The following is a 24,279-nucleotide window of genomic DNA, read 5'->3' as shown; positions in this document are numbered from 1 at the left end:
GGATGTAAACGTTATGAAAATTGTTAACGCAGAGGTGTTTGTCACTTGCCCAGGCAGGAATTTTGTCACGCTGAAGATCACCACCGACGACGGCATTACCGGCATCGGTGACGCCACCCTCAACGGCCGCGAACTGCCGGTGGCGTCCTACCTGAAAGATCATGTCTGCCCGCAGTTGATCGGCCGCGATGCCCACCAGATCGAAGACATCTGGCAATTCTTCTATAAGGGCGCCTACTGGCGGCGCGGCCCGGTCACCATGTCCGCCATCTCCGCCGTCGATATGGCGCTGTGGGACATCAAGGGCAAGGCTGCCAATATGCCGCTGTATCAGTTGCTGGGTGGCGCATCGCGCACCGGCGTAATGGTTTACTGCCACACCACCGGCCATTCCATCGACGAAGTGCTCGACGACTACGCCAAACATAAAGAGCTGGGCTTTAAGGCCATCCGCGCCCAGTGCGGCGTACCGGGCATGAAAACCACCTACGGCATGGCCAAAGGCAAAGGGCTGGCCTATGAGCCGGCCACCAAAGGCAACTGGCCGGAAGAGCAACTGTGGTCCACGGAGAAATACCTCGATTTCACCCCCAAACTGTTCGAGGCAGTGCGCAACAGGTTCGGTTTTGACGAGCATCTGCTGCACGACATGCACCACCGGTTGACGCCGATCGAGGCCGCGCGTTTTGGCAAAAGCATTGAACAGTACCGACTGTTCTGGATGGAAGATCCGACCCCGGCGGAGAACCAGGAATGCTTCCGGCTGATCCGCCAGCATACCGTTACGCCTATCGCCGTCGGCGAAGTCTTCAACAGCATCTGGGACTGCAAACAGCTGATTGAAGAACAGCTGATCGACTATATCCGCACCACCCTCACCCACGCCGGCGGTATCACCGGTATGCGCCGCATCGCCGATTTCGCCTCGCTGTATCAGGTGCGAACCGGTTCGCATGGCCCTTCCGATCTGTCGCCTATCTGCATGGCGGCGGCGCTGCACTTTGATCTGTGGGTGCCGAACTTTGGCGTACAGGAATATATGGGTTACTCCGAACAAATGCTCGAGGTGTTCCCGCACAGCTGGACCTTCAACGACGGCTACATGCACCCGGGCAACAAACCGGGACTGGGCATTGAGTTCGACGAAAAACTGGCCGCACGCTATCCGTACGAACCGGCCTATCTGCCGGTCGCGCGCCTGGAGGACGGCACCTTATGGAACTGGTAACGGGAGAACGCACTATGCAAAGCGTGGTGATTGAACAACCTGGCCGGCTGGTTATCCAGCAGCGCCCGCTGCCGCAACCGGCGGCCGGCGAAGTGCGGGTAAAGGTGAAGTTTGCCGGCATCTGCGGCTCCGATGTGCACATTTATCATGGGCATAACCCGTTCGCCCGCTACCCGCGCGTGATCGGCCATGAATTTTTCGGCGTGATTGACCAGGTGGGCAGCGATGTCGACCCGCAACGTATCGGCGAACGCGTTTCGGTGGATCCGGTAGTGAGCTGCGGCCATTGTTATCCTTGTTCCATCGGGCGCCCCAACGTCTGTACCGAGCTGCAGGTGATCGGCGTGCACCGCGACGGTGGCTTCAGCGACTATGCCTGCGCCCCGGCGCGCAACGCTTACCGCATTCCGGAAAGCATCAGCGATCGCCACGCCGCGATGGTCGAGCCTTTCACCATTGCCGCCAATATCACCGCCCATCTGCAGCCCGGGGCCGATGATATCGCGCTGATCTACGGCGCCGGGCCGATGGGGCTGACGGTGATCCAAACGCTGAAAGGGGTCTACGGCGTGAAGCAGGTGATCGTCACCGACCGCATTGCTGAACGGCTGGTTATGGCGCAAGAAAACGGTGCCGACTGGACGTTCAATAACGCCGAGGCTTCGCTGCCGGCCGAACTGGAACAGCGCGGCATCCGCCCGACGTTGATCGTCGACGCCGCCTGCCACCCGGCCATTTTGCAGGAAGCCATTCATCTGGCCTCACCGGCGGCGCGCATTGGCATCATGGGTTTCTCCGGCGATGCCTGCACCGTCACCCAGCAAAGCATCACCAGCAAGGAGCTGTCGATTTTCTCCTCGCGCCTCAACAGCGCCCGCTTCCCGCAGGTTATCGACTGGATGGCCGACGGAAAAATCGACCCGCAACGGTTAATCACCCATTGCGTAGCCGCCGGTGAAGTGGAGCAGGCGATGCTGATGTTCGAAAAAGACCAGCGCACCTGCTGCAAAGTGTTACTGCAATTCAGTTAGTTTTTTTTAACACCGGGGCATAGGGCGGCCCAGTCGCCCTTGCAGACAACAAAGCATCAAAACTAGAAATATATGGAGTGCTTTCATGTTTAAAAACCTGCGTTGGACCATAGTATTCCTGCTGTTCATGGTCTTTATGATCAACTACCTCGACCGCGTCGCGCTGTCGATTACCGTACCGATGATCGAAAAAGATCTGACGCTGAATGCCGAGCAGTTCGGCCTCATCTTCGGCAGCTTCTTCTTCGGCTACGCCATCTTCAACTTTATCGGCGGGCTGGCGGTCGACAAGTACGGCCCGACGCTGGTACTCGGCATCGCCGTGGCCTTATGGTCAATCTTCTGCGGCATGACGGCGTTCGCCACCGGCTTCTATTCGATGCTGATCCTGCGCATCCTGTTCGGCATGGCCGAAGGGCCGATCAGCTCTTCCGCCAACAAAATGATCAACGGCTGGTTCCCGAAGAAACAGGCGGCCACCGCCATGGGCCTGCTCAGCGCCGGCTCACCTTTGGGCGGCGCGGTAGCCGGGCCGATCGTCGGCTATCTGGCGCTGGCGTTCGGCTGGCGGATGGCGTTCATGATCATCGGCGCGATCGGCATCGTCTGGATGCTGGTGTGGTTCTTCGTGGTGGCGGATAACCCGGCCAAGAGCAAGCACGTCAGCGAAAACGAACGGGCGTTGATCAACAAACTGAAAGAGGAAAAAATCAGCGAAGAAGAAGAGCTGAGCGACGCCGCGCATGGATTGGGCTACTACCTGAAGCAACCGATCATCCTGGTCACCGCATTCGCCTTCTTCTGCTACAACTACATCCTGTTCTTCTTCCTGAGCTGGTTCCCGGCGTATCTGGTGCAGGCGCACAACCTGAACATCAAGGAAATGAGCCTCACCACCATGATCCCGTGGATTGTCGGCTTCGTTGGACTGGCGCTCGGCGGCTATATCTCCGACAAGATTTTCAATATCACCGGCAAGCTGCTGCTGTCACGCAAGATCGTCTTGGTGACCAGTCTGTTGGCGGCGGCCATTTGCGTAGCATTCGCGGGCACCGTCAGCAGCGTGGTGCCGGCGGTGATGCTGATGTCGGTCTCCATTTTCTTCCTGTATATCACCGGGGCCATTTATTGGGCGATCATTCAGGACGTGGTGCATAAATCCCGGGTCGGCGGCGCCAGCGGCTTTGTTCATATGATCGGCAGCGTGTCGGGGATCATTGGCCCGGTAGTGACCGGTTATATCGTGCAGAACACCGGCAAGTTCGACAGCGCCTTTATCCTGGCCGGCGGCGTGGCCGCACTCGGCGCCGTGCTGGTGTTGCTGGTGATCAAGGCACCGCGCAATGCCGCGCAACCGCAGATCTCGAAACACTAACCGCTTCGGGGCAGCCAGCGCCGCCCCGCTCTTTCAGGGATTTCAGCATGACACTTTCCAGCAACAGCGCGCTGCCGGCGGCAATTGCCCAGCCAGGTTACGCCCGAGAACGAATAAAACCCCGCATTGTCCACCTTGGCTTTGGCGCCTTTTTCCGCGCACATCAGGCGGTGTATGCCGAGCAGTTGGCCAACGATCGCGCCGGCGATTGGGGTTACTGCGTGATCAGCATGCATAACGGCCAGCAAAAAATCGCCGATCTGCAGCAGCAGGATTTGCTGTATACGGTGGCCGAAATGGACGGTGACGGCTGGCGCGGCAGGACGATCGGCGTGATCAGGCAAGCGCTGCACCTGCAGGTCGACGGGTTGGCAGCGGTACTCGACGCCATGGCGCAACCAGAGATTGCCATAGTTTCATTGACCGTCAGCGAGAAAGGCTACTGCTATCAACCCGCCAGCGGCCAGTTGATGCTCGATCACCCGGATATTCAGCACGACATCGCCAACCCGCTGCGGCCGCAGTCCGCGCCGGGGCTGATCCTGGCCGCGCTACGCCTGCGTCGGGAACGCGGCCTGCCGGCGTTTAGCGTGATGTCCTGCGACAACATGCCGGCCAACGGCCAGGTCACCCGCAACGTCGTCACTCAGTTGGCGCAACGCCAGGATGCCGGGTTGGCCGACTGGGTGCGGCAAAACGTCCGCTTTCCTTCCACCATGGTAGACCGCATCGTCCCGGCGGTAACGCCGGAAACCCAACGCCAGTTGCAGGCATTGCTGGGCGGCGTGAGCGATGCGGTCGGCGTGGCCTGCGAGCCCTTTCGCCAATGGGTGATCGAAGACGACTTCCCGCAGGGGCGGCCTGAGTGGGAGTTAGCGGGTGCCGAGCTGGTCAGCGACGTGCTGCCGTATGAGGAAATGAAGCTGCGGATGCTGAACGGCAGCCACTCGTTCCTTGCCTATCTCGGCTATCTGGCCGGTTATCCGCACGTCAGCGACTGCATGCAGGATGAGGATTTTGTCCGCGGCGCTCGCCATTTGATGTTGGCGGAACAGGCGCCGACCTTACAAATAAGCGGTGTCGATTTGGCGCATTACGCCGACTCGCTGTTGCAGCGCTACCGTAACGGCGCGTTGAAACACCGCACCGGGCAGATCGCCATGGACGGCACGCAAAAATTGCCGCAGCGCCTGCTGGATCCCATTCGCCACCATCTGGCGCACGGCAGCCGTTTCGACGCCCTGGCATTGGGCGTGGCCGGTTGGATGCGCTACGTCGGCGGCCTGGATGAGCAGGGCCGGCCGATAGAAATCAGCGATCCATTGCGCGAACCTATTGCCGATTTGGTCAGCAACAGCCGCGAAGGCCCCGAACGTGTGCGGGCTCTGCTGCAGCTCGATACGGTATTTGGCCGCGATCTCCCAGACAGCTCGCCGTTCGTCAGCGCCGTGACCGATGCCTATATGGCTCTGTTGCAACATGGCGCCAGGGCCAGCGTTGCCGGGTTGTCCAAACACACAGGAGGCTTCTGATGTCCGCAACCACGCATGATACCGTCGACAAGACCAACCAACCGCTATTGCGGCGTGTCGCCAGCGCGTCCGCGATAGGAACGGCGGCCGAGTACTATGACTTTTTCGCTTACGGCACCGCTGCAGTGCTGTTCTTTGGCCAACTTTTCTTCCCCAGTGCCGATCCGCTGATCAGCACGCTGGCGGCCTTCGCCACCTATGCGGTCGGTTTCCTCGCTCGCCCGCTGGGCGGCATCGTGTTCGGTCACATCGGCGACAAAGTCGGTCGTAAAAAAGCGCTGGTGATCACCATCCTGATCGTCGGCCTCGGCACCTTCTGCATCGGCCTGCTGCCCACCTATGAGAAAATCGGTATCTGGGCACCCATAGCTCTGATCCTGATCCGCGTGCTGCAAGGTTTCGGCGTCGGTGGGGAGCAAGCGGGCGCGGTGCTGATGACGGCAGAATACTCACCGCCGCAACGCCGCGGCTTCTACGCCAGTTGGGTGCAGATTGGCGCGCCGGCCGGCTTCCTGCTGCCCTCGGGGCTGTTCGCTTTGCTGACTGCCCTGTTGTCGCCGGCGCAGATGCTGGATTGGGGCTGGCGCATCCCGTTTCTGCTCAGCCTGCTGTTGGTGATCGTCGGGCTGTTTATCCGCCTGAAGATCGACGAATCGCCGGTATTTAACCAAATTCGCGCTACCAAGGCGGTTGAGAGCCGGCCGGTGGTCGAAGTGGTCCGCACCTACCCTGGCCTGATCGGTAAAGGGGTATGCGCCAAACTGATTGAAGCCTGCGCCTTTGCCATGTTCACGGTGATCGTGCTGGCCTATGGCAAAGCCAACCATCTGAATGAAACCATTCTGCTAGAGGCGATGATCGTGGCGGTGCTGCTGGAAATTTTCGCCATTCCGCTGATGGGCCATCTTTCCGATCGATTAGGGAGAAAGCCGGTGTACATCGCCGGTGCGTTGCTGCAGGTGATCTGCATAGTGCCGTTCTTTATGGCGATCAACCTCGACAGCTACTGGGTCACTCAAATCGCCATGATTCTGGTGCTCACGCTCGGCCACAGCATGTGCTATGCCCCGCAGGCTTCCTTCTTCCCAGAGCTGTTCCCGGCCCGCATTCGCTGCAGTGGCATTGCACTGATCTGGCAAATCGGCTCGTTGATCGGCAGCGGCATCCTTGGGTTGCTGGCGGTGAAGATCCTGCAGATGACCGGCGGCCATTACTATGGCCTGGCAGGATACATGATGGTCCTGGGCCTGGTGTCGGCCATCGGCTTGTGCCTGATGCCTGAAACCGCACCACTGAGGCGGCGGCAGGAATATCAGGACTGGCATCATTGAATAGTCCTGTTTGGCGGGTGGATTTATCCACCCGCCGTCAAACGATAATCTGCTAGTATGGTGGCATCCGAATCCCAGCCAGATTACCGATCGTCGCCATGTCTGAATCCTATAGCCTCACCAATACCCTTCCGGTCAACCAGCAAATTTACCGTTTCCTGCGTAAAGACATTGTCGACTGCACCATTCCGCCCGGCACGTTGCTTTCCGAGAAAGAAATTTCCACCCGCTTTAGCGTTTCGCGCCAACCGGTGCGCGAGGCCTTTATCAAGCTGGCGGAGGCCGGTTTGGTGCAGATACTGCCGCAGCGCGGCACTTTCGTGATGAAGATCTCCGCCAAACGGGTGGCCGACGGGCGCTTTATCCGTCAGGCGGTGGAATGCGCGATCGTCCGCCGCGTGGCGCAGCGGATCACGCCGGAACAGCTGATGACGCTGGAGCACAATTTGCATCGCCAGGAACTGGCAGCGCAAAACCAACAAACGCGTGAGTTTTTGACGCTGGATGACGAGTTCCACCAGTTGCTGACCCAGTTCGCCGACTGCCCGCTGGCCTGGGAAACCATCGAAACCATCAAGGCCACCATGGACCGGGTGCGTTTTCTCAGCCTGAGCGAGGTGTCGCCGCCGGAAAGCCTGATCCAGCAGCATTATCGGATCTTTGCCGCACTCAAGGCGCAGGATGCGGACGCCGCCGAACGCGCCATCCATGAGCACCTGCAGGAGATGATTTACTCTATTACGCCGATCGCCCTGCAAAACACCGAATGGTTCGATATCGAGTAATCAGCCAGTTACCGCGCCGGGGGCGATCGCCCTCGCGTATTTGCCCCTGCAAATGGAATTTCCTCTCAATCGCATCTATTGTTTCTCCTTGCCAAAGGAAATTCAGTAGTCTCGTTTTTTCAGCTTTAATCACCGCTTTCTGCTATGCCGGTGACCCAATATCCCCTATGGCTTTCAAGTTGCAGCCAGGGCTTGAAAGACGACGGGGATGGCATTGCCGGTGTATGAGGGAGCTAAATCGGGAGTCAATCATGACTGATATCGCGCAGTTGTTAGGAAAGGAAGCGGAAGACCTGTTGCAACACCGCTGTACCACCATCCCTGCTGAGAATCTGTACCTGCCGGGCGCCGACTTTGTCGACCGGATAATGATCGATAACAACCGTCCCAACACCGTCCTTCGCTCCATGCAAACCCTGCTCAATCACGGCCGCCTGGCCGGTACCGGTTACCTGTCGATTCTGCCGGTCGATCAGGGCATCGAACACTCGGCCGGTGCTTCTTTCGCCGCCAACCCCTTGTATTTTGATCCGAAAAACATCGTCGAGCTGGCTATCGAGGCAGGCTGTAACTGCGTCGCCTCCACCTACGGGGTGCTGGCGTCGGTATCACGCCGCTACGCCCACAAAATTCCGTTCCTGGTCAAACTGAACCATAACGAGACCCTGAGCTATCCGACCCAATACGACCAGACGCTGTATGCCAGCGTCGAGCAGGCTTTCAATATGGGGGCGGTCGCGGTCGGCGCAACCATTTACTTCGGATCCGAGCAATCTCGCCGCCAGATCGAGGAGATCTCTGCCGCCTTCGAACGCGCGCACGAGTTGGGCATGGTCACCGTACTCTGGGCCTATCTGCGTAACCCGGCATTCACCAAAGACGGCGTAGATTACCATTCCAGCGCCGATCTCACCGGCCAGGCCAACCATATTGCCGCCACCATCGGCGCCGATATCGTTAAGCAAAAAATGGCGGAAAACAACGGCGGCTACCGCGCAGTAAAATTCGGCTATACCGATGACCGCGTCTACAACAAGCTGACCACCGACCACCCGATAGATCTGGTGCGTTACCAGTTGGCCAACTGCTATATGGGCCGCGCGGGCTTGATCAACTCCGGTGGCGCCGCCGGTGAAAACGACCTGCAGGAATCGGTGCGCACCGCCGTCATCAACAAGCGTGCGGGCGGCATGGGTCTGATCCTGGGGCGCAAGGCGTTCAAGAAATCGATGAAAGAAGGCGTGGCGCTGATCAACGCCGTGCAGGACACCTATCTGGACAAGAACGTCACCATCGCCTGATACGCGGCTCTTCATACTGCAAGCCCAATTCATCGGGCTTGCTATTATTCTGCCTCTGCGATCCCGATCCGGAATTGACCACATAGAAAGACGCTGTACTTAGTGATTTCCCCTGAGTCGTGATATTTTCACCTTCCTTTCCTTCTGATGTGGTTACCGGAGATTCCGATGAGTAACGCTACTGCCCTGCTGGCCTTTGCCCGCGAAACGCTGGAAATTGAGCTGACCGAAGCGCAGCGCCTGCTGGCAAGGTTGGACGACAACTTCGTCTGCGCCTGCGAGCTGCTGCTCAACTGCCGGGGCAAGGCGGTGATTTCCGGTATCGGCAAATCCGGCCACATCGGCAAAAAAATTGCCGCCTCGCTGGCCAGCACCGGCACGCCGTCGTTCTTCGTCCACCCTGCGGAGGCGCTGCACGGCGATCTCGGCATGATCGGCGCCGACGACGTGGTGGTGTTTATCTCCTATTCCGGCCGCGCCAAGGAGCTGGATTTGATCCTGCCGCTGCTGGCGGAAAATAACATCCCGGTGATCGCCATTACCGGCGGTAAAGAGTCGCCGCTGGCGCTGGCCGCCGCCTGCGTGCTGGACATCAGCGTCGAACGTGAGGCCTGCCCGATGGGGCTGGCACCCACCTCCAGCGCGGTCAATACGCTGATGATGGGCGACGCGCTGGCGATGGCATTGATGCGCCAGCGCGGGTTCAACGCCGAAGACTTTGCCCGCTCCCATCCGGGCGGCAGCCTGGGCGCGCGCCTGTTGAACCGGGTACACCACCTGATGCGCACCGGCGATCGTCTGCCGCAGGTCAGTGAAAACGCCAACGTGATGGAAGCGATGCTCGAACTGAGCCGCACCGGGCTGGGGTTGGTACCGGTGTGCGATGCGCAGCAAAAAGTGGTGGGGGTGTTTACCGACGGCGACCTGCGCCGCTGGTTGGTGAAAGGCCATAGCCTGCAGGATGCGTTAGGCCCGGCGATTACCCGCCCCGGCTACCGCTTGCCGGAACAGTGGCGTGCCGGAGAAGCGCTGGAGGCATTGCACGAACAGCACATCAGCGCCGCGCCGGTGGTCAATCTGGATGGCGTTCTGGTGGGCGCCATCAACCTGCACGATCTGCATCAGGCCGGCATTGGCTGAGTGCTTTACTTGAGGCGCAGGCAACTGCGCCCCAGGTCGTTTTATTTCCAGTCGGGATTGCTCTCGAACTGTTTTTTCAGCAGCGCCTTCATGTCTTCGTCCGGCTTGCCCAGCCATTGGTATTTGGCGTACTGCTTCGGATGATCGATCGCTTCCGGCTTGTTGGCAACCTCGACGCGTACGCCCCAGACCTGGGATTTGTCTTCTTTAAACGCCACGATCAAAAAGTTGTTGGCGCAGTCGTGCGGCTTGCACAGATTGCCCACCAGGTAGTTCTGCCCCTTCCAGCTCAGGCTTTGCGCCGGAGTCGAGGTCCCGACGCCCTTGCGCGCCCAACCCGGCAGACGAGCCTGCCCCTTCACCATGTTCTGCCAGCTGGTTTGATAACCCGGCTGCTGGATCACGTCCGAGGTGGTAACAATCTGCTGAGCAACGCTGCCCGCACTGAGGCTGAGTAACGCGCCGAAGATAACGCCGCGAAGTGCGTTTTGTCCTGTCATGGCCTTCTCCCTTGGTTAAATCCGAACGTGCCCGGCGAACACCGGGCATGGATCCAGTCTGACCACAACAACGGCAAAAAGTTGAATCACCACCACGCGTGAAAATGATGCACCGGCCCAATGCCGTGCCCCACTTCCAGGGTATCCGCCTGCTGTAACGCCTTTTGCAGATAGTCCTTGGCAGCGGCTACCGTGCCGGCCCAGTCTTCATGACGCGGGCGCAGTGCAGCCAACGCGGCGGAGAGCGTGCAGCCGGTGCCGTGCGTATGACGAGTCGCCACGCGCGGTGCAGTGAAGCGCAGTTCCTGCTCCGCGCTGAACAACCAGTCCGGGCTTTCGTTTTCGCTGAGGTGGCCGCCCTTCATCAGCACTGCCTGGCAGCCCATGGCCAGCAACGCCCGGCCCTGCTCGCGCATCTGGTGCTCATTTTCCGCCGGGGCGCACGCCAGCAGGGCCGCCGCCTCCGGCAGGTTCGGCGTGATGATCGACACCAGCGGCAGCAGTTCGCGGCGGATGGACTCTACCGCCTCCGGCGCCAACAAGGGATCGCCGCTTTTCGCCAGCATCACCGTGTCCAGCACCACGAACGGCGGGCGGTAATGCCGCAGGCGTTCGGCCACCGCCTGCACGATATCGGCGTTGGCCAGCATGCCGATCTTGGCGCTGTCGATGCGTACATCGCTGAATACCGAATCCAGTTGGGCGGCGACAAACGCCGGATCGATGTTATATACCGACTGCACACCGCGGGTATTTTGCGCCACCAGCGCGGTGATTACGGAAGTGCCGTAAGCCCCCAGTGCAGAAAAGGCTTTCAGATCGGCCTGGATGCCGGCACCGCCGCTCGGATCGGTGCCGGCGATGGTCAATGCGTTAATCCGTTTCATTGCAGCTCCTCCGCTCGCAGTTGATACAGAGCGTCGAGGAATGCCGGGGTAAAGCTGCCCGGCCCCGCAGCCCGATGCGTAGCCCGCTCGCCACAAAGCGACATTACCCGGCAAGCGGTTGCGACGTTGTCCAGCCGATCGCCCGGCAGGCTGCAAAATGCCGCCACCACCGCCGACAGGGCGCAGCCGGTGCCCACCACCCGCGTCATCAGCGCATCGCCACCGGCGACCGCCCAGTCGCGCCGGCCATCGGTGATGTAATCCACCACGCCGGTTACCGCCACCACCGCGCCGCTGAGCTGCGCCAGTTCCCGTGCCGCCGGCAAGGCCGCCAGCGAGTCGTCGGTGCTGTCTACGCCACGCCCGGCGGCCTGCCGGCCGCTCAGCGCCATAATTTCAGACGCGTTGCCCCGGATCGCCGCCGGCTTCTCGCCCAGCAAACGACGGGCAAAGGCGGTGCGATACGCCAACCCGCCTACCGCCACCGGATCCAGCGTCCAGGGCGTTCCCGCCAAATTGGCGGCCTCTATCGCCGCCAGCATGGATTCGGCGCGCGAGGCATTGAGAGTACCGATATTGATTAACAAGGCACCCGCCAGTTGGCTGAACTGCGCCGCTTCTGTCGGTTCCACCACCATCGCCGGGGAAGCGCCAAGCGCCAGCAATACGTTAGCCGTCAGTTCCTGCACCACTTCGTTGGTCAGGCAGTGGATCAGCGGGGGCCATTGTTTGAATTGGGTCAGACAGGCCGCGGCGCGGGCGCCGGGTAAAGCATCAGGTCGAGCGAACATATTCCTCCCAACCGGCGTTCAAGAAGGCGGGTACCGGTTGGGGCACCGAGACTTCCCTACGCTGGCATAATCCAGATCAGGTAATACGGGTAAAATCTCAGCCCCTTGGGGCACCCCGAGTCAAGGAGGCCATTATTGGGGTTGCCGCCGGTGAGGTCAATCGCGCTATAGTGTCAAAAAACAAAAAGGAGCTGCCATGCAAACCAGACCCTACCGAGAAGCCGATCGTCCGTTCCTGCGCACCCTTTATCTGGCTGCGCGCAAGGCGGCGTTCACGTGGCGCGATACCGAAGATTACCGGCTGGAGGATTTCGATCGCTCGACGCTGGGCGAGGATATCTGGGTGGCGGAAGATCAGGGAAAACTGCTGGGGTTCGTGTCGATTTATCGCCAGGATAACTTTATTCACAACCTGTATGTCGATCCTCGCTTGCCGCCACGCGGCGTCGGCACGGCCCTGCTGCAAGCGGCGGAGCGAACCTTTACCGCGACCGGTTCGCTGAAATGCCTGGTGAAAAACGAGAAGGCGCTGGCGTTTTACCATAAGCATGGCTGGCAAAAGATCACCACCGGCAACGACGGCGGCGAAGAATACTACCTGCTGCACTCGCCTAAAAAATAGCCTTGTCCGCTGTGAGCCAAACCTGAAAAGGCCTGACATCGTCAGGCCTCTGGAGCGGCTCAGGCTACAGGCCGCAGGTTACTCTTGCAAAACGATATCCTGCATCGCAGGGATGTTATCTGCTCTGTGCCGAGAGCCTTTCAGCGCTGCCCAACGCCAATGCAAAAATGAGAATGGATTTCATTTGCGTTAAAGATTATCCTCCGATTTATCTCTTACAGGCTATTCAAGGAATGGACATGCAACATCAAACGGATACCCGTTTCCCGGACGCCGCTGCGGCGGACTACGATCGCCGTATTCTGACGCTGGTACCCGGCTATCAGTTCGCCCAGTCGCTGCTGACCGCCACCCTGGCACAGGCGTTACCGCCGCAGGCGCGGTTGTTGCTGGCCGGTTGCGGCACCGGCAACGAACTGATTGCGCTGGCGGGTATCGGCCCGCAATGGCTTTTCAGCGCCGTGGAACCCTCCGCCGGCATGCTGGCGGCTGCACGTACCAAGGTGGAAATGACAGGCTGTGAACCGCGGGTCACCTTCCACCAGCAACTGCTGGACCAGGTGCCGCAAGGGCTGCACGACGCCGCCGTTTGTTCGCTGGTGCTGCACTTTATTGCCGATGACGGTGCCAAGCAGGCCTTCCTGCAACAGTTGGCCGCGCGGTTGTCGGCAGGCGCGCCGCTGCTGCTGTTCGATTATCAGCCGGATGGCCTGCCGGTCAGCCACTATCAGCATTGGCTGCAAAGCGCCGGACACACCCTCGACGGCGCACGTGAGGTGATTGAACGCACCCGCAGCAACTGGCATCCGCTAGCGGCGCAGCGCGCCCGATTGCTGCTGACGGAAAGCGGTTTTACCTCACCGCAATTGCTGTGCGACGCGCTGGGTTTCCGGCTGTCATTGCTCTACCGCCGCGCCTGAGGCCGGCATGCCACGCAGCGTCAGCCACCAGAACAGCAAGGCGACCAGGCTGACGCCCGCCCCCAACCCACACACGCCGGGCCAACCCGCCACGGCGTAAACATGGGTGCCGGCAAAGGCTCCCATCCCGCTGCCCACCGCGTAAAACAGCATATAACAGCCCACCAACCGGCTGTGGGCCTGCGGGTGTGCGCTAAAAATCATACTCTGGTTCAGCACATGAATCGCCTGCCCGGCCAGATCGAGCAGCACAATGCCAACCACCAGCCACGCCAGACCGTAGCCCAGCATGCCGAGCGGCAACCAGGCCAGCACCAGCAACAGCAGGCAGACACCGCTCGCCACTTGCCCTAACCCGCGATCCGCCAGATACCCGGCACGCACCGCCGCCAACGCACCCACCGCCCCGACCAAACCGAAGGCGCCAATCACCGAATGTGAGAAATTGAACGGTGCCTGGCTGAGCGGCAGCACCAGCGCGCTCCAGAAGATGCTGAACGCGCCAAACATCAGCAGCGCCAGCATGCCGCGAATTTGCAACGTGCGATCGCGCAACAATAAAGCCAGCATTGAGCGCAGCAAGGCCGGATAACTGAGCGTCGACGGCGGCGTGCGCGGCGTTGGCAACAGGCGCGACAACACCGGTAGCAGGATCAACGTCACCGCAGCCGAGAAAAAATAGACCGCCCGCCAGCCGCCGATATCCGCCAGTGCGCCGGACAGCGTACGCGCCAGCAACAGGCCCAGCACCACCCCGCCTTGCGCTGCGCCCACCACCCGCCCGCGTTCATGCGGTGCCGCCAGCGTGGCGGCAAAGGCGACCAATCCCTGAGTCATGGCGGTGCCGAGCAGCCCCACCAGCAGCATGCCCGCCAGCAATAGCGCGCTGCTGTTCGCCCAACCCACCACGCACAGCGCGGCCATCAACAACAGTTGCTGTACCGCCAGCAGCCGGTGGCGATTAATCAAATCCCCCAGCGGCACCACCAGCAACAGAGCCAGCGCACAGCCAAGCTGAGTGGCGGTGATCACTATCCCCACCGACGCCAGGCTGATGTTGAAATCATGAGCAATCGCATCCAGCAGCGGCTGGGCGTAATACACGTTAGCCACGCTGAAAGCGCTGGCTCCGGCCAGCAGCAGCACCAGCGAAACGGGCAGCCGGCTGAGCGCAAGGTTTTGCGGCGTACAGATCGGATCCAGCGTTTTGTCACTCATCGTTCACCCTTAAAGTGGTTTCATTATTAAACTCAATGAACTTTACGCGCGGAGGTTTTATAATGCAACCAGATATCATGAATGGAACTGAGCCATGAAACGCAAAAGCCTGGAAGATGCACAGTGTCCGGTGGCACGTACGCTGGACGTGATCGGCGATTGGTGGTCGCTGCTGATCGTGCGCGACGCCTTTGACGGCGTAAGCCGCTTCAGCGAGTTTCAAAAAGGGTTGGGGATGGCGAAGAACATTCTCTCCACCCGCCTGCGCACGCTGGTGGCGCACGGCATTTTGGAAATAGCGCCCGCTTCGGACGGCAGCGCCTATCAGGAATATATTCTCACCGACAAGGGCCGCGCCCTGTTCCCGGTGATCGTCGGCCTGCGCCAGTGGGGGGAAGATCATCTGTTTGCACCGGACGAGGCGCACTCGCATCTGGTGGAAAACGACGGAGGTCAACCTATCCCGCGCATGACGCCAACCGGCCGCGGCGGGCAGACTCTTACGCCGTTGAATACCAGAGTGGTGAAGGTGGAATGAGCATCAGCGTCGCAATGGCTGCCGCTGTCGGGCAAGCCTACCGAGGAAGGTCATAGTTGAACCTTGTACGCCTGAAATCAGACTATCGGCATGCATAAAAAGCCATAAAGGGTCAGATATGACACTTTACGGTTAATAGAGATAACCTTTGGATTGGCAGAGACGCTAAAGAAACAAAACAGTTCAAATATGACACTTTATGGTTTAATGTTGGATAATAAGTCTACGTTTTCGGCATACAAATAGGGTAGGTGTCAAAAATGACCCTTAATGAAATAAAAGATGCGTTCAGTACTTTGTCTGCAAAAGATCAAAAAAAACTGTTCGAGCATTTCAGCAGCAGTCTACCGGCCCCTATCAGCATCGATAATAATTTTAAATCAATGGATTACCCTGAAAAACTGAGCGTTTTCGAGTTCTCAGAGCTCCCGCAGTTCCTGACTTTCCAGTTGAAGCGACAGAACATCACCTATGAAGAGATGGCCATGCAAATCGGCGTTTCACTTTCGACATTTAAAAGAATGATTGCCGATCCTGCCATGGCTAAGGCAATCAATCTGCACTCACTGCTTAAAGAGCTGGGCATAAAGACATGGCTAGAAAGATAGAGGTCTGGCTTTACGGCAAAGCCGTGGGGAGCTTAACTGAAGAAAAAGAAGGGTATACCTTCGGCTATTACTCGGGCTATAGCGGCCCGGCAGTGTCGCTTAGCATGCGCGTTCGGCCTGAACCCTATTTTAGCGAAGAGTTACACCCATTTTTCAAAGGGTTGGCACCAGAAGGATGGTTACGCAAACGGTATGCCGAAATCCAAAAAATTGACGACCGAGATCTGTTCGGCTTACTGATGCAAAACGGTAATGACCTTCTCGGTGCCGTAGTTTTCAAAGAGATGAGCCCATGAATCCAGACCGCTGCCTGATCAACTTAACCCCGCTGAAAGCGCCGGAGCTGATAACAGGATATTCCAAACAAGGTATCAAGCAGCTGTTTGGCAGCGCCAAAATCGCGCTTACCTTGCCATTCACCCGCAGAGAGTTTATCCAGGAACTGCCTGAGCGTCAGAAAGGCATGAGTATTTCCGGTTATCAACCTAAATTGTCACTTAGCCTCGAAAAAGGCGAGTTGCACGTCGTAAACAATGACGGCACTTATATCCTCAAACCCTCACCGGAAGAGTACCCTCACCTGGCTGAAAATGAACACGCCACCATGACCGTCATGGCACGGTTGAAGTTCGTTGTTCCCCCTTTTGGCCTTATACGCTTTAAAGCAGATGAGGATCGCCCCGATGAGCTGGCCTTTGTTATTAAAAGATATGACCGTATCGGCCCGGATCGGGTTCGTTTACATCAAGAGCAGCTTGATGGCGCCATGGGCATTAATGATAAATATGGCTACGTTGATGGCAAGAAAGACATAAGTTACGAAAAAGCGGCAAAGTTTTTGAATCATACGGTCAGCAACGGCCTGCACAGTAAACGTGACGTTTTTTTACGTATCCTTTATGCCTATGTACTGGGTAATAATGACTTTCATCTTCGCAACCTGGGCATAATACACCCTGAAAATGCATCGCCTTACGTCGCACCGGTCTATGACTTTATCAGCGTTGCCCCTTACCCTGCAGCATTCGGGGAATATCTGGCATTGCCCCTGCTGGAATGCGAGGAAAACGATGCGGGCATTGCCCCCGGTATTAATTCCCCCTATGGCGAATACATTGGCGTCGACTTCATTCTTCTGGCAGAAGGCATGGACGTTAATCCAAAGCTGGCTAAAAAGTGGCTGGCGGAAGTGGTGAAAAGCCATCAGCTGATTATTGACACTTATACCGAAAGCCATATGCCGGCAGAACAACGTGAAGCCGTACTCAGTTATGTGGCAAGGAGAATAACCTTGCTTGGCGTGACCGAGCTTAAAACGGCGTGAACGTGCCCCGGCCTTGCAACGCCCCCTGCGTAAGGTATAGTCCGCGTTTTACGGGGAAACCATGCTGACTCAATCATCCATTCGCCTTAACAAATACATTAGCGACAGCGGCATCTGTTCCCGTCGCCATGCCGATCGTCACATCAAGCTGGGCAACGTTTTCATCAACGACAGGCTGGCCGCCGTGGGCGCGCAGGTATTTTCAGGGGACAGGGTGAAGGTTAACGGTCAGCCGATCGCACCGCGTGACGCGGAGGATCTGGTGCTTATCGCGCTCAATAAACCGGTTGGTATCCTCACCAGCATGGGCAAGCACGAGCGGGATAATATCGGCGATTTCGTTAACCACGGCAAACGCACCTTCCCTATCGGCCGTCTGGATAAGGACTCTCAGGGGCTGATTTTTCTGACCAATCAGGGTGAACTGGTCAACAAGATCCTCCGCGCCGGCAATAATCACGAAAAAGAGTATCTGGTCACCGTCGACAAACCGCTGACCGATAAGTTTATTCAGGGGATGGGAGCGGGTGTACCGATATTGAGTAAAGTGACCCATCCATGCCAGGTGGCGAAAGAAACCTCGCAGATGTTTCGCATCACGCTGGTTCAGGGGCTTAACCGCCAGATTCGCCGCATGTGCAAATATTTCGGTTATGAAGTCACCAAACTCGAGCGCGTACGCATCATGAACGTCGATCTCACCGGGCTGGCGCTGGGCGAGTGGCGGGATTTTACCGCTGATGAACGGATCGAATTGTTTAAGCTGATAGAACACTCTTCGTCTGAAGAGACTAGCCTTGCGGCACAGTAGCGCCGAAGCTGAGATATCGCCAGGCAGCCCCCCGTTGCCCAGCGACATCTCGATACCACAGAAACCTAACTCCTCAACAAATCAGAATGACCATTTGATGTTGGCATTGACCGCATTAACCTGAGTATCAGACCCGTATTGCCCCTGATAACCGACGGCCAGCGTGGTGGATCGCGACAGCTTCACGCTCACCCCGACATCCGCCACCATCAGATTGTCATCAACCGCCTGCCCCTGGGTGACAAAAGCGTCACTGCCGGCAAATGCCATGCGCGATGAGGTGTTTTTATCGCCGTAGGCATGCTGCCAACCCAGTGAGCCGTAAAGACTGACGTTTTTCGGCAACTCTTTGGTACCGCGTACGCCCAATGTTGAATAGAACGTATTCATCGTTTCATTGCGGACGCTCAGCGCGGCGGCGCCGCCCTTTTCCTGGAAGTTATCGGTATGCAGACGGATGTAGCTCAGATTGATAAATGGCTCGACGTTCGCGTCCGGCTGACCAAAACGGTAGCTCGCTTCGGTGAATGCCAGCAGCGAGTCAGCGTCATAGTCCGCCTTGAGCCGATCGGAGAAATTGCCGAAATTGACGTTGCGCTCATTCTCAAGCCGATGCCAGGTGTAACCCAGCGCACCGCGCAAGGAGAAAGCATCCTGCTGCCCTGCGGCATACAGACCCAGGTGGTAATTGTCGCTGTCGGATTTGGAGCGGCGGCTATCAATATCGTAATCGCCGCGGCTATACCCAAAATATCCCCCGACGCGGACACTGTGGTCAGTGAGCTTGCGATCGGCACCGATCAGGAAACCGCTGGTGTTGCCATCCAGTTTCCCCACGTTGTCGTTACCGCTGTTTCTTGTCCAGGAGCCGAAGGTCTGCCCCCATACGCCGTTATTTTCGGCATTAGCGGGCTGAACCAGCGTCATCGCCAGCGGTGGAACCGGCAACGCATCATTATCAAACGCGCGCAGCATGCGCTGATTCAGGACATTGAACACTTGGGTGCTGCCGGCGATCAGGTTTGACTGAATGGAGGGATAGACTTCACCGGACAGTTGATTGAATGCGTCGCGGGCTTCCGGCGCGTTCAACAACAGCAAGGAGTTGTATAAGGCCAGTGAAGGGCCGCTCTGCGCCAAAGTCGACAGGGCGCCGGCGGTATTCCACTGGTTGCCGGTTTGCGCCACCGTTTGGAAAATACCGGGCTTGCTGCCGCCTTCGCCTGGATTGCCGCCCTCGCCTGGATTACCTCCTTCGCCTGGGTTGCCGCCTTCGCCTGGGTTACCGCCCTCGCCTGGGTTGCCGCCCTCGCCTGGGTTGCCGCCCTCGCCTGGATTACCGCCCTCGCCTGGATTACCGCCCTCGCCTGGGTTGCCGCCCTCGCCTGGGTTGCCGCCCTCACCTGGGTTGCCGCCCTCGCCTGGGTTGCCGCCCTCACCGCCTTTTTGCGCAATCGTCAGATCCACGGCATTCGTACTCTGGTTGAGCGCCACGTCCAAAAATGCAGATTTTGAGATAGCCTCGGCGAACCGGCCGTCAATCCCGCCCTCCGAGGTTAAAATGCGGTAGCTTTGTCCTGTCTGATAACTGGTTTGCGGATCCAGCGCGGTAACCTGCACTTTGGCCTGCTCGCTGATGGTGGTTTTACCCGCTACGACCAGTTTGTCGCTGCTGCCGTCGCCGGCGATATCGACGTCGTAGAAAGATTCACCGAGGAAATTCAGATAGCGTTTCAGCGTGAGCGTGCCGATATTGCCGTCGCCGGGGGAAATATGGCCGCCGGACTGGATCTCGGTCTGGCCCAAGGTGCCGTTGCCGCCCAAGGTACCGCCGGATTTGATCGACGCGGCGCTGCTGTAACCCAGGCCATTGCTGACGTCAGAACCGGCCGTGGCGTTGAGGATCAAGGTACCGCCGTTCTCGGCGCTCAGCGTCTGCACGTCGAAAGGGCTGTCTTCTGGCTGCGTATTGATATCGCCTGCGATGATGATTTTGCCGCCCCGCGCGGTCACATTTGCCTTGAGCTGGGTCAGGTCGCCGCTCAGGGTCGTGCGCCCGGCGGTATTGATAACCTCGCCTTCCCCCATCATCTTGTTGCGGAAATCGTAGTTATCGGAAGTATGGTTAAAGTAGACATAGCTGCCGAACAAACCGCCCCGCAGGTTGACCGCCGTCTGAGCATCGATCGTGCCCGCGCCACCCGCCGCGCCTAGCGTGGGTTCGGTCAAGCCGGTGCCGGTATCCATATTGCCGCGGCTGCCGATGACCAGCGCACCTCTGTTCGAACCGGAGCCGGTATCGCCCAACCGCAGTTCGTTTGCGCCAGCGGAAAATTCGCCGCCGTCAACGACCGACAGCACGCCATTGCCGTAATCCCCCACGTTGACATGGCTCCCGCTGGTAAAGCGCGAACCATTGCCGGCAATATACAGCTCGGCAGTTTTGCGCGAGCCCGAAACGCCGGCAATCTGTGCACTGCCGACATTGACCGCACCACCGTTCAGCACGTCCAGATCGCCGTTGGCGGTGAGCGATTGAGTGATATTCCACAGCGAGTTATTGCCGGTCACCGTGGCTTTGGGGTTAAGCTTGTCGGCCTCATCGGGGATGAAACCGCTGTCGATTCTGGCCGCCGCCGTGGTAGTCACCACACCGCCGTCTTCAATCAGCAAGGTGGAACGTGCCCCCTGCCCAAAGCCGATGCCGAGCCTTTCACTGATGACCCTGGAGCCGGCGCCTTTAACATTGAGATGGCTGTCGTAGCCCCCGGTGGTGCCGACAACGATCTCTTCCGCACTGGCCAGCGCCCCATCCTCAACCCGCAATGTGCCCAGCCCCAGATTAATATTGCCGTTCATGACAGATTGGTCATTGATGGCGTTCAATACCGCGTTCGGCCCTTTGACAGTAACCGAACTTTCATAAATTTGACCATTGGCGCGGGTGCCGATATTGATGTTATAGGCGTTGACTTCACCATTATCGATCAACAGATTCCCGCCTTGATTACGGCCGACGTAAACATTGCCCGCGTAACTCAAAGGTTCCGTAATACGGGAGTCGCCATCAAAAATAGCATCATCGGCACGCGCCATATCGGCGGGCCCAATCAATATCAATGGCGCGGAAAAAAGTGCGAGGTAAACTTTGGAAAGCGGTTTTCTTACCGCTAAGTGATGCGATGTTTGATCTTTCATGTTTTATCTCCGGCCCAATTATCTTGATGCCATCAAAGTTATTATTTATATGAAAAACTCAATGCATTAGAGAATGCGTGGTGCGTTATTTGCGAGTACAGATGGCGAGTACAGAGGGATTGTCATCGAGACGCCAGCTTATTGCCCCCCAGCGCCAATGCCCCGATGCCAAAATTATTGGGACTGCGGATCAGTCCTGATTGCCAACTCCGGCTCGCGCCTGAGGCGAATTATTTATGCGTGACGACAGGAGTACAGCTCGGTGCGCTCAGCGAGGGTGCCGAACCTAAAATACCCGGCATCATCAGCGAAGAGCAGTCGAAGATACGGCCTTTTTCGGTGGTGGCGCGGTAAGAAAGTTTTTGCCCGCCCAGGGCATCGGGCTGAGCGCCATTGACATTGGTCACAGTTATTTCATCCGATGATCCCAGGCCCAGCATTTTAGCCGTTTCCGCCTGCAACAAGGGTATTGCCTGATCGGTTTTCAATGTTGAACAGCCGGCCACCAGTAAAGTAACGGCTACAGCGATAAGTGGTTTTTTCATAAATTATCCTTTATAACCAAACAGATCCAATCTCCGAATGGTTTTATGTTTTACCTTATCCAAATCCCCGAATAATATATTTCCCTTTCTTAAGTTAAAAAACCCTCCTAAAGTAGGGAGGGTTGATAATAACGAGTCATCGGAGCCAATCTGGTACGTTTACACGAAAGGAGATATCTTTGGAGCAGGATTATGCACTGGTTGTCGATGACCATCCGTTGGTGGCAAGCGGCATCGCCAATTACCTGAATACGCATTGTCGTTTTAAACATGCCTATGTGGTAACCAACGAAGCTAATTGTTATCGCCACATTCTGGAAAATGGCGCTCCGCGCTTAATGGTCATCGACTTTTGGTTGTCCGAGGGTACGGCGTTGAAGTTACTCAAAGAACTAAAAGACCAGTATTCGAAGATTCGTTTTCTGGTGGTCAGCGGCGATGAGAACAATGAAATATGGCAAAAGGTGCGTGATGCCGGCGGGCACGGTTTTGTGCTTAAAAACGAACCACCTGAATTATTCGCCGAAGCCGTTTCCGCTCTGATTGAAAATAAAAATTGGTTCCCTCTGGAACACGGGGAATGTGTAACCAACGCTCACAGCTACCTGCAAAAATTCAATTTAACCCCGCGACAAATAGAAGTATTAATCATGATGATGCGCGGTTTCCCCAATAAGCGAATAGCTGCGCAGCTGTCTATTTCCGAACCCACGGTTAAAGAGCACATTAGCAACATTCTAAAAAAAATAGGCGTAAACAGCCGGGTGGAAGCCATCACCCTGCTGCATGGCAGGCAGGACCATTCGCAATGAAATTACTTCAATCATTACAAAATGATGAGATCTCCCCACGCGCGCAGATCCGCCTGCTGGACAATACCTTCATGCGGTTGGTCTTCAGCTTTACCGCAGTGCCTTTTGTGGGTATTCCTTTCGCCATTTGGCTCTATTTATTGGGGAAAGAACTCACGCCGATTATTGTCTGGATACTGATATATTTTCTCTGCGCATTAGCCATCAGACTATGGCATCGCCGCTATCGTCATGATACCCAGCAAAATAACGCCAGCACAGTGATCAGCCGTTGGTTGCCGCGCATCAATAACGTCGCCTTCGTGCATGGTTTGGGTATTTCATCCTTATATTTAATCACCCCAGAAAAAAACAGCTTCGATTTTTTCCTGTTATTAAACATCAGCATCGCGGCCATAGTCGCAGCCAATGCAACCCATCTGACGCCGGTCATCAGCACCTTTACACGCTTTTTCTTCGCCTCCTGGGGCGTGCTTAATCTTGGCATTATCTGGCGACTGGATGATGTCATGCTGATCGTGCTGATGCTCAATTTGCTTTATGGGTTCGCCATTTACCGGCACGCATTAACCTCGCATGCCTTTTTTATTCAGCAAGCCCTGCTTGAAGAGAAAAGCTCGCGCCTTGCGGAACAATTTCGGCAGGCCAAAGAAGAGGCGGAACAAGCCTTACTGGATAAAAACCAATTCCTGACCACCGCCAGCCATGATTTGCGCCAGCCGGTACACGCGATGGGTTTTCTGATCGAGGCCATCATCCATAAGAATCGCGACGCCACGCTGATCCCTCAGTTGTTGGATCTGCAACAAAGCGTGCGATCGGTGCACCTGATGTTCAATTCGCTGCTCGATCTCAGCAAGATTGAATCCGGCAACGTCAGCACGGCGACCACCCATGTGGACATTGGAACGCTACTGGATTCGGTGATTACGCTGTTCCGCGAAGAGGCCAACAGCCGGGCATTATCATTGCGCACATGGCGGCCCAAACGGCGGGTTTGCGTGATGGGCGATCAATTACTCATCCGGCAATCGCTGATCAACCTGATACAAAATGCGCTGCGCTATACGCAAGCAGGCGGCGTATTGATCGCGATCCGCCCACGGGGCGAGGAATGCTTGATCGAAGTGTGGGACACCGGCGTCGGTATCGCCGACGAAGAGAAAGGTAAAATCTTTTCCCCTTATTATCGCCCCGAGCTGGCGTGGAAAATCGACAGCGCCGGCCATGGATTGGGGCTGGCGGTGGTGGCGCGCTGCGCCAAATTGATGAAGGTGAAATACGGCATGCGCTCTATTGAAGGCAAAGGATCGCGTTTCTGGATGCGCTTTGCCCTGTATACCGGCGAAGAGCACCCGCCGGAAAGCGTTAATACCTACGCCAACACCGGTGCCCCAACCCGCTATGAGTCATTGCGCGGCGCCTGCCTGGTGGTGGACGATGACCCGCTGGTGACCTCCGCCTGGGAGAGTTTGATGAGCACCTGGGGGATCACCGTGCGCTGTGCGGCTTCCGCAGAGGAGGCTTTTGCGATTATCGACGAAGGCTTCACGCCTTTCGCAGTGCTGTGCGATCAACGGCTCCGCTCCGGCGAGAGCGGCTTCGATATCTTGAAAGCGCTGTTTGAGCGCCTGCCGGATACCAGCGGCGCCATGGTCAGCGGGGAATTCAACTCGCCGGTTCTGCAAGAGGCCGAGCAGGAAGGTTACCTGGTATTGAGAAAGCCGCTGGAGCCGGCGAAATTGCATGCGTTGTTGAGCCAGTGGGCGAGTAGTTAGCGAA

Annotated in this window: 23 protein-coding genes and 1 riboswitch; of the genes, 17 read left to right on the top strand and 6 right to left on the bottom strand. The window is 57.5% G+C overall.

The genetic code is table 11. The annotated features are described in order from the left end of the window. The first annotated feature begins 13 nt into the window (after positions 1-13). The 8 genes from manD (at position 14) to gutQ (ending at position 9,723) form a co-directional block, all read left to right on the top strand. Positions 14-1,228, top strand: coding sequence for a D-mannonate dehydratase ManD (gene manD / locus D4100_RS18415; RefSeq protein WP_006327237.1), 1,215 nt, complete (start codon positions 14-16; stop codon positions 1,226-1,228). 14 nt (positions 1,229-1,242) lie between these two features. Further along, positions 1,243-2,259 (top strand): Zn-dependent oxidoreductase, encoded by a 1,017-nt coding sequence (locus D4100_RS18410; RefSeq protein WP_119805004.1) that lies wholly within the window; start codon positions 1,243-1,245, stop codon positions 2,257-2,259. An 85-nt stretch (positions 2,260-2,344) separates the two neighbouring features. Next, a complete protein-coding gene (locus D4100_RS18405; protein WP_119804953.1) occupies positions 2,345-3,634 on the top strand; it encodes an MFS transporter in 1,290 nt (429 codons plus the stop codon). A gap of 47 nt (positions 3,635-3,681) precedes the next feature. Further along, positions 3,682-5,166, top strand: a complete 1,485-nt coding sequence (locus tag D4100_RS18400) for a mannitol dehydrogenase family protein (protein ID WP_119804952.1) — start codon at positions 3,682-3,684, stop codon at positions 5,164-5,166. Continuing rightward, on the top strand, positions 5,166-6,497 hold the full coding sequence (locus D4100_RS18395; protein ID WP_119804951.1) for an MFS transporter: 1,332 nt from the start codon (positions 5,166-5,168) through the stop codon (positions 6,495-6,497). Before D4100_RS18400 ends, D4100_RS18395 begins: the two co-directional genes overlap by 1 nt. Positions 6,498-6,595: 98 nt before the next feature. Then, entirely contained in the window at positions 6,596-7,282 is a 687-nt protein-coding gene (locus tag D4100_RS18390) for a GntR family transcriptional regulator (protein WP_006318231.1), read from the top strand. 251 nt (positions 7,283-7,533) lie between these two features. Then, positions 7,534-8,583: a class I fructose-bisphosphate aldolase gene (gene fbaB, locus D4100_RS18385; RefSeq protein ID WP_004951977.1), complete on the top strand. Its 1,050-nt coding sequence runs from the start codon at positions 7,534-7,536 to the stop codon at positions 8,581-8,583. Between the two features lie 168 nt (positions 8,584-8,751). After that, positions 8,752-9,723: an arabinose-5-phosphate isomerase GutQ gene (gutQ, locus tag D4100_RS18380; RefSeq protein WP_013814113.1), complete on the top strand. Its 972-nt coding sequence runs from the start codon at positions 8,752-8,754 to the stop codon at positions 9,721-9,723. A 41-nt stretch (positions 9,724-9,764) separates the two neighbouring features. Here gutQ and D4100_RS18375 read toward each other — a convergent pair whose 3' ends face one another. From D4100_RS18375 to thiM, 3 genes are all read right to left on the bottom strand, one after another. After that, positions 9,765-10,223 (bottom strand): inhibitor of vertebrate lysozyme family protein, encoded by a 459-nt coding sequence (locus D4100_RS18375; protein WP_119804950.1) that lies wholly within the window; start codon positions 10,221-10,223, stop codon positions 9,765-9,767. An 86-nt stretch (positions 10,224-10,309) separates the two neighbouring features. Further along, positions 10,310-11,110, bottom strand: a complete 801-nt coding sequence (gene thiD, locus D4100_RS18370) for a bifunctional hydroxymethylpyrimidine kinase/phosphomethylpyrimidine kinase (RefSeq protein WP_119804949.1) — start codon at positions 11,108-11,110, stop codon at positions 10,310-10,312. Continuing rightward, positions 11,107-11,901 carry a hydroxyethylthiazole kinase gene (thiM, locus tag D4100_RS18365; RefSeq protein ID WP_119804948.1) on the bottom strand — a complete coding sequence of 265 codons (795 nt, stop codon included), beginning with the start codon at positions 11,899-11,901 and terminating at the stop codon, positions 11,107-11,109. Before thiM ends, thiD begins: the two co-directional genes overlap by 4 nt. A 36-nt stretch (positions 11,902-11,937) precedes the next feature. After that, positions 11,938-12,029: riboswitch (TPP riboswitch) on the bottom strand. A 68-nt stretch (positions 12,030-12,097) separates the two neighbouring features. On the opposite strand from thiM, the gene D4100_RS18360 reads away from it, so the two are divergent. Next, complete coding sequence (locus D4100_RS18360; protein WP_006318225.1) at positions 12,098-12,523, top strand: GNAT family N-acetyltransferase; 426 nt, start codon at positions 12,098-12,100, stop codon at positions 12,521-12,523. 239 nt (positions 12,524-12,762) lie between these two features. Then, the gene (locus tag D4100_RS18355; RefSeq protein WP_119804947.1) at positions 12,763-13,443 is read left to right on the top strand and encodes a class I SAM-dependent methyltransferase; all 681 of its coding nucleotides are present in this window, start codon (positions 12,763-12,765) and stop codon (positions 13,441-13,443) included. Here D4100_RS18355 and D4100_RS18350 read toward each other — a convergent pair. Beyond that, on the bottom strand, positions 13,420-14,661 hold the full coding sequence (locus D4100_RS18350; RefSeq protein WP_119804946.1) for an MFS transporter: 1,242 nt from the start codon (positions 14,659-14,661) through the stop codon (positions 13,420-13,422). The two genes, D4100_RS18355 and D4100_RS18350, sit on opposite strands and share 24 nt — an antisense overlap. 94 nt (positions 14,662-14,755) lie before the next feature. On the opposite strand from D4100_RS18350, the gene D4100_RS18345 reads away from it, so the two are divergent. The 5 genes from D4100_RS18345 to rluF all read left to right on the top strand — a co-directional run bounded on the left by D4100_RS18345 (position 14,756) and on the right by rluF (position 17,942). Then, positions 14,756-15,199, top strand: coding sequence for a winged helix-turn-helix transcriptional regulator (locus D4100_RS18345; RefSeq protein WP_119804945.1), 444 nt, complete (start codon positions 14,756-14,758; stop codon positions 15,197-15,199). 260 nt (positions 15,200-15,459) lie between these two features. Beyond that, complete coding sequence (locus D4100_RS18340; RefSeq protein WP_119804944.1) at positions 15,460-15,807, top strand: XRE family transcriptional regulator; 348 nt, start codon at positions 15,460-15,462, stop codon at positions 15,805-15,807. Beyond that, a complete protein-coding gene (locus D4100_RS18335) occupies positions 15,792-16,103 on the top strand; it encodes a HipA N-terminal domain-containing protein (protein ID WP_006318221.1) in 312 nt (103 codons plus the stop codon). Before D4100_RS18340 ends, D4100_RS18335 begins: the two co-directional genes overlap by 16 nt. Beyond that, positions 16,100-17,131: a type II toxin-antitoxin system HipA family toxin gene (locus D4100_RS18330; protein WP_119804943.1), complete on the top strand. Its 1,032-nt coding sequence runs from the start codon at positions 16,100-16,102 to the stop codon at positions 17,129-17,131. Before D4100_RS18335 ends, D4100_RS18330 begins: the two co-directional genes overlap by 4 nt. Positions 17,132-17,192: 61 nt before the next feature. Further along, the gene (gene rluF, locus D4100_RS18325; RefSeq protein WP_119804942.1) at positions 17,193-17,942 is read left to right on the top strand and encodes a 23S rRNA pseudouridine(2604) synthase RluF; all 750 of its coding nucleotides are present in this window, start codon (positions 17,193-17,195) and stop codon (positions 17,940-17,942) included. 81 nt (positions 17,943-18,023) lie between these two features. On the opposite strand, the gene D4100_RS18320 is transcribed toward rluF, so the two are convergent. After that, entirely contained in the window at positions 18,024-21,140 is a 3,117-nt protein-coding gene (locus D4100_RS18320; protein ID WP_119804941.1) for an autotransporter outer membrane beta-barrel domain-containing protein, read from the bottom strand. Positions 21,141-21,370: 230 nt separating this feature from the next. After that, positions 21,371-21,685 carry a putative periplasmic lipoprotein gene (locus D4100_RS18315; RefSeq protein WP_006318086.1) on the bottom strand — a complete coding sequence of 105 codons (315 nt, stop codon included), beginning with the start codon at positions 21,683-21,685 and terminating at the stop codon, positions 21,371-21,373. Between the two features lie 179 nt (positions 21,686-21,864). Here D4100_RS18315 and D4100_RS18310 point away from each other — a divergent pair, with 179 nt between their 5' ends. Both D4100_RS18310 and D4100_RS18305 read left to right on the top strand, forming a co-directional pair. Next, a complete protein-coding gene (locus D4100_RS18310; protein WP_119804940.1) occupies positions 21,865-22,497 on the top strand; it encodes a response regulator transcription factor in 633 nt (210 codons plus the stop codon). Next, positions 22,494-24,275 carry a hybrid sensor histidine kinase/response regulator gene (locus D4100_RS18305; protein ID WP_119804939.1) on the top strand — a complete coding sequence of 594 codons (1,782 nt, stop codon included), beginning with the start codon at positions 22,494-22,496 and terminating at the stop codon, positions 24,273-24,275. Before D4100_RS18310 ends, D4100_RS18305 begins: the two co-directional genes overlap by 4 nt. Positions 24,276-24,279 lie beyond the last annotated feature (4 nt).

This window comes from Serratia inhibens (assembly GCF_003591175.1).
Lineage (GTDB): Bacteria > Pseudomonadota > Gammaproteobacteria > Enterobacterales > Enterobacteriaceae > Serratia > Serratia inhibens.
Note: the sequence above shows the minus strand (reverse complement) of the source record. Positions and strands in the feature narration are given on the sequence as shown.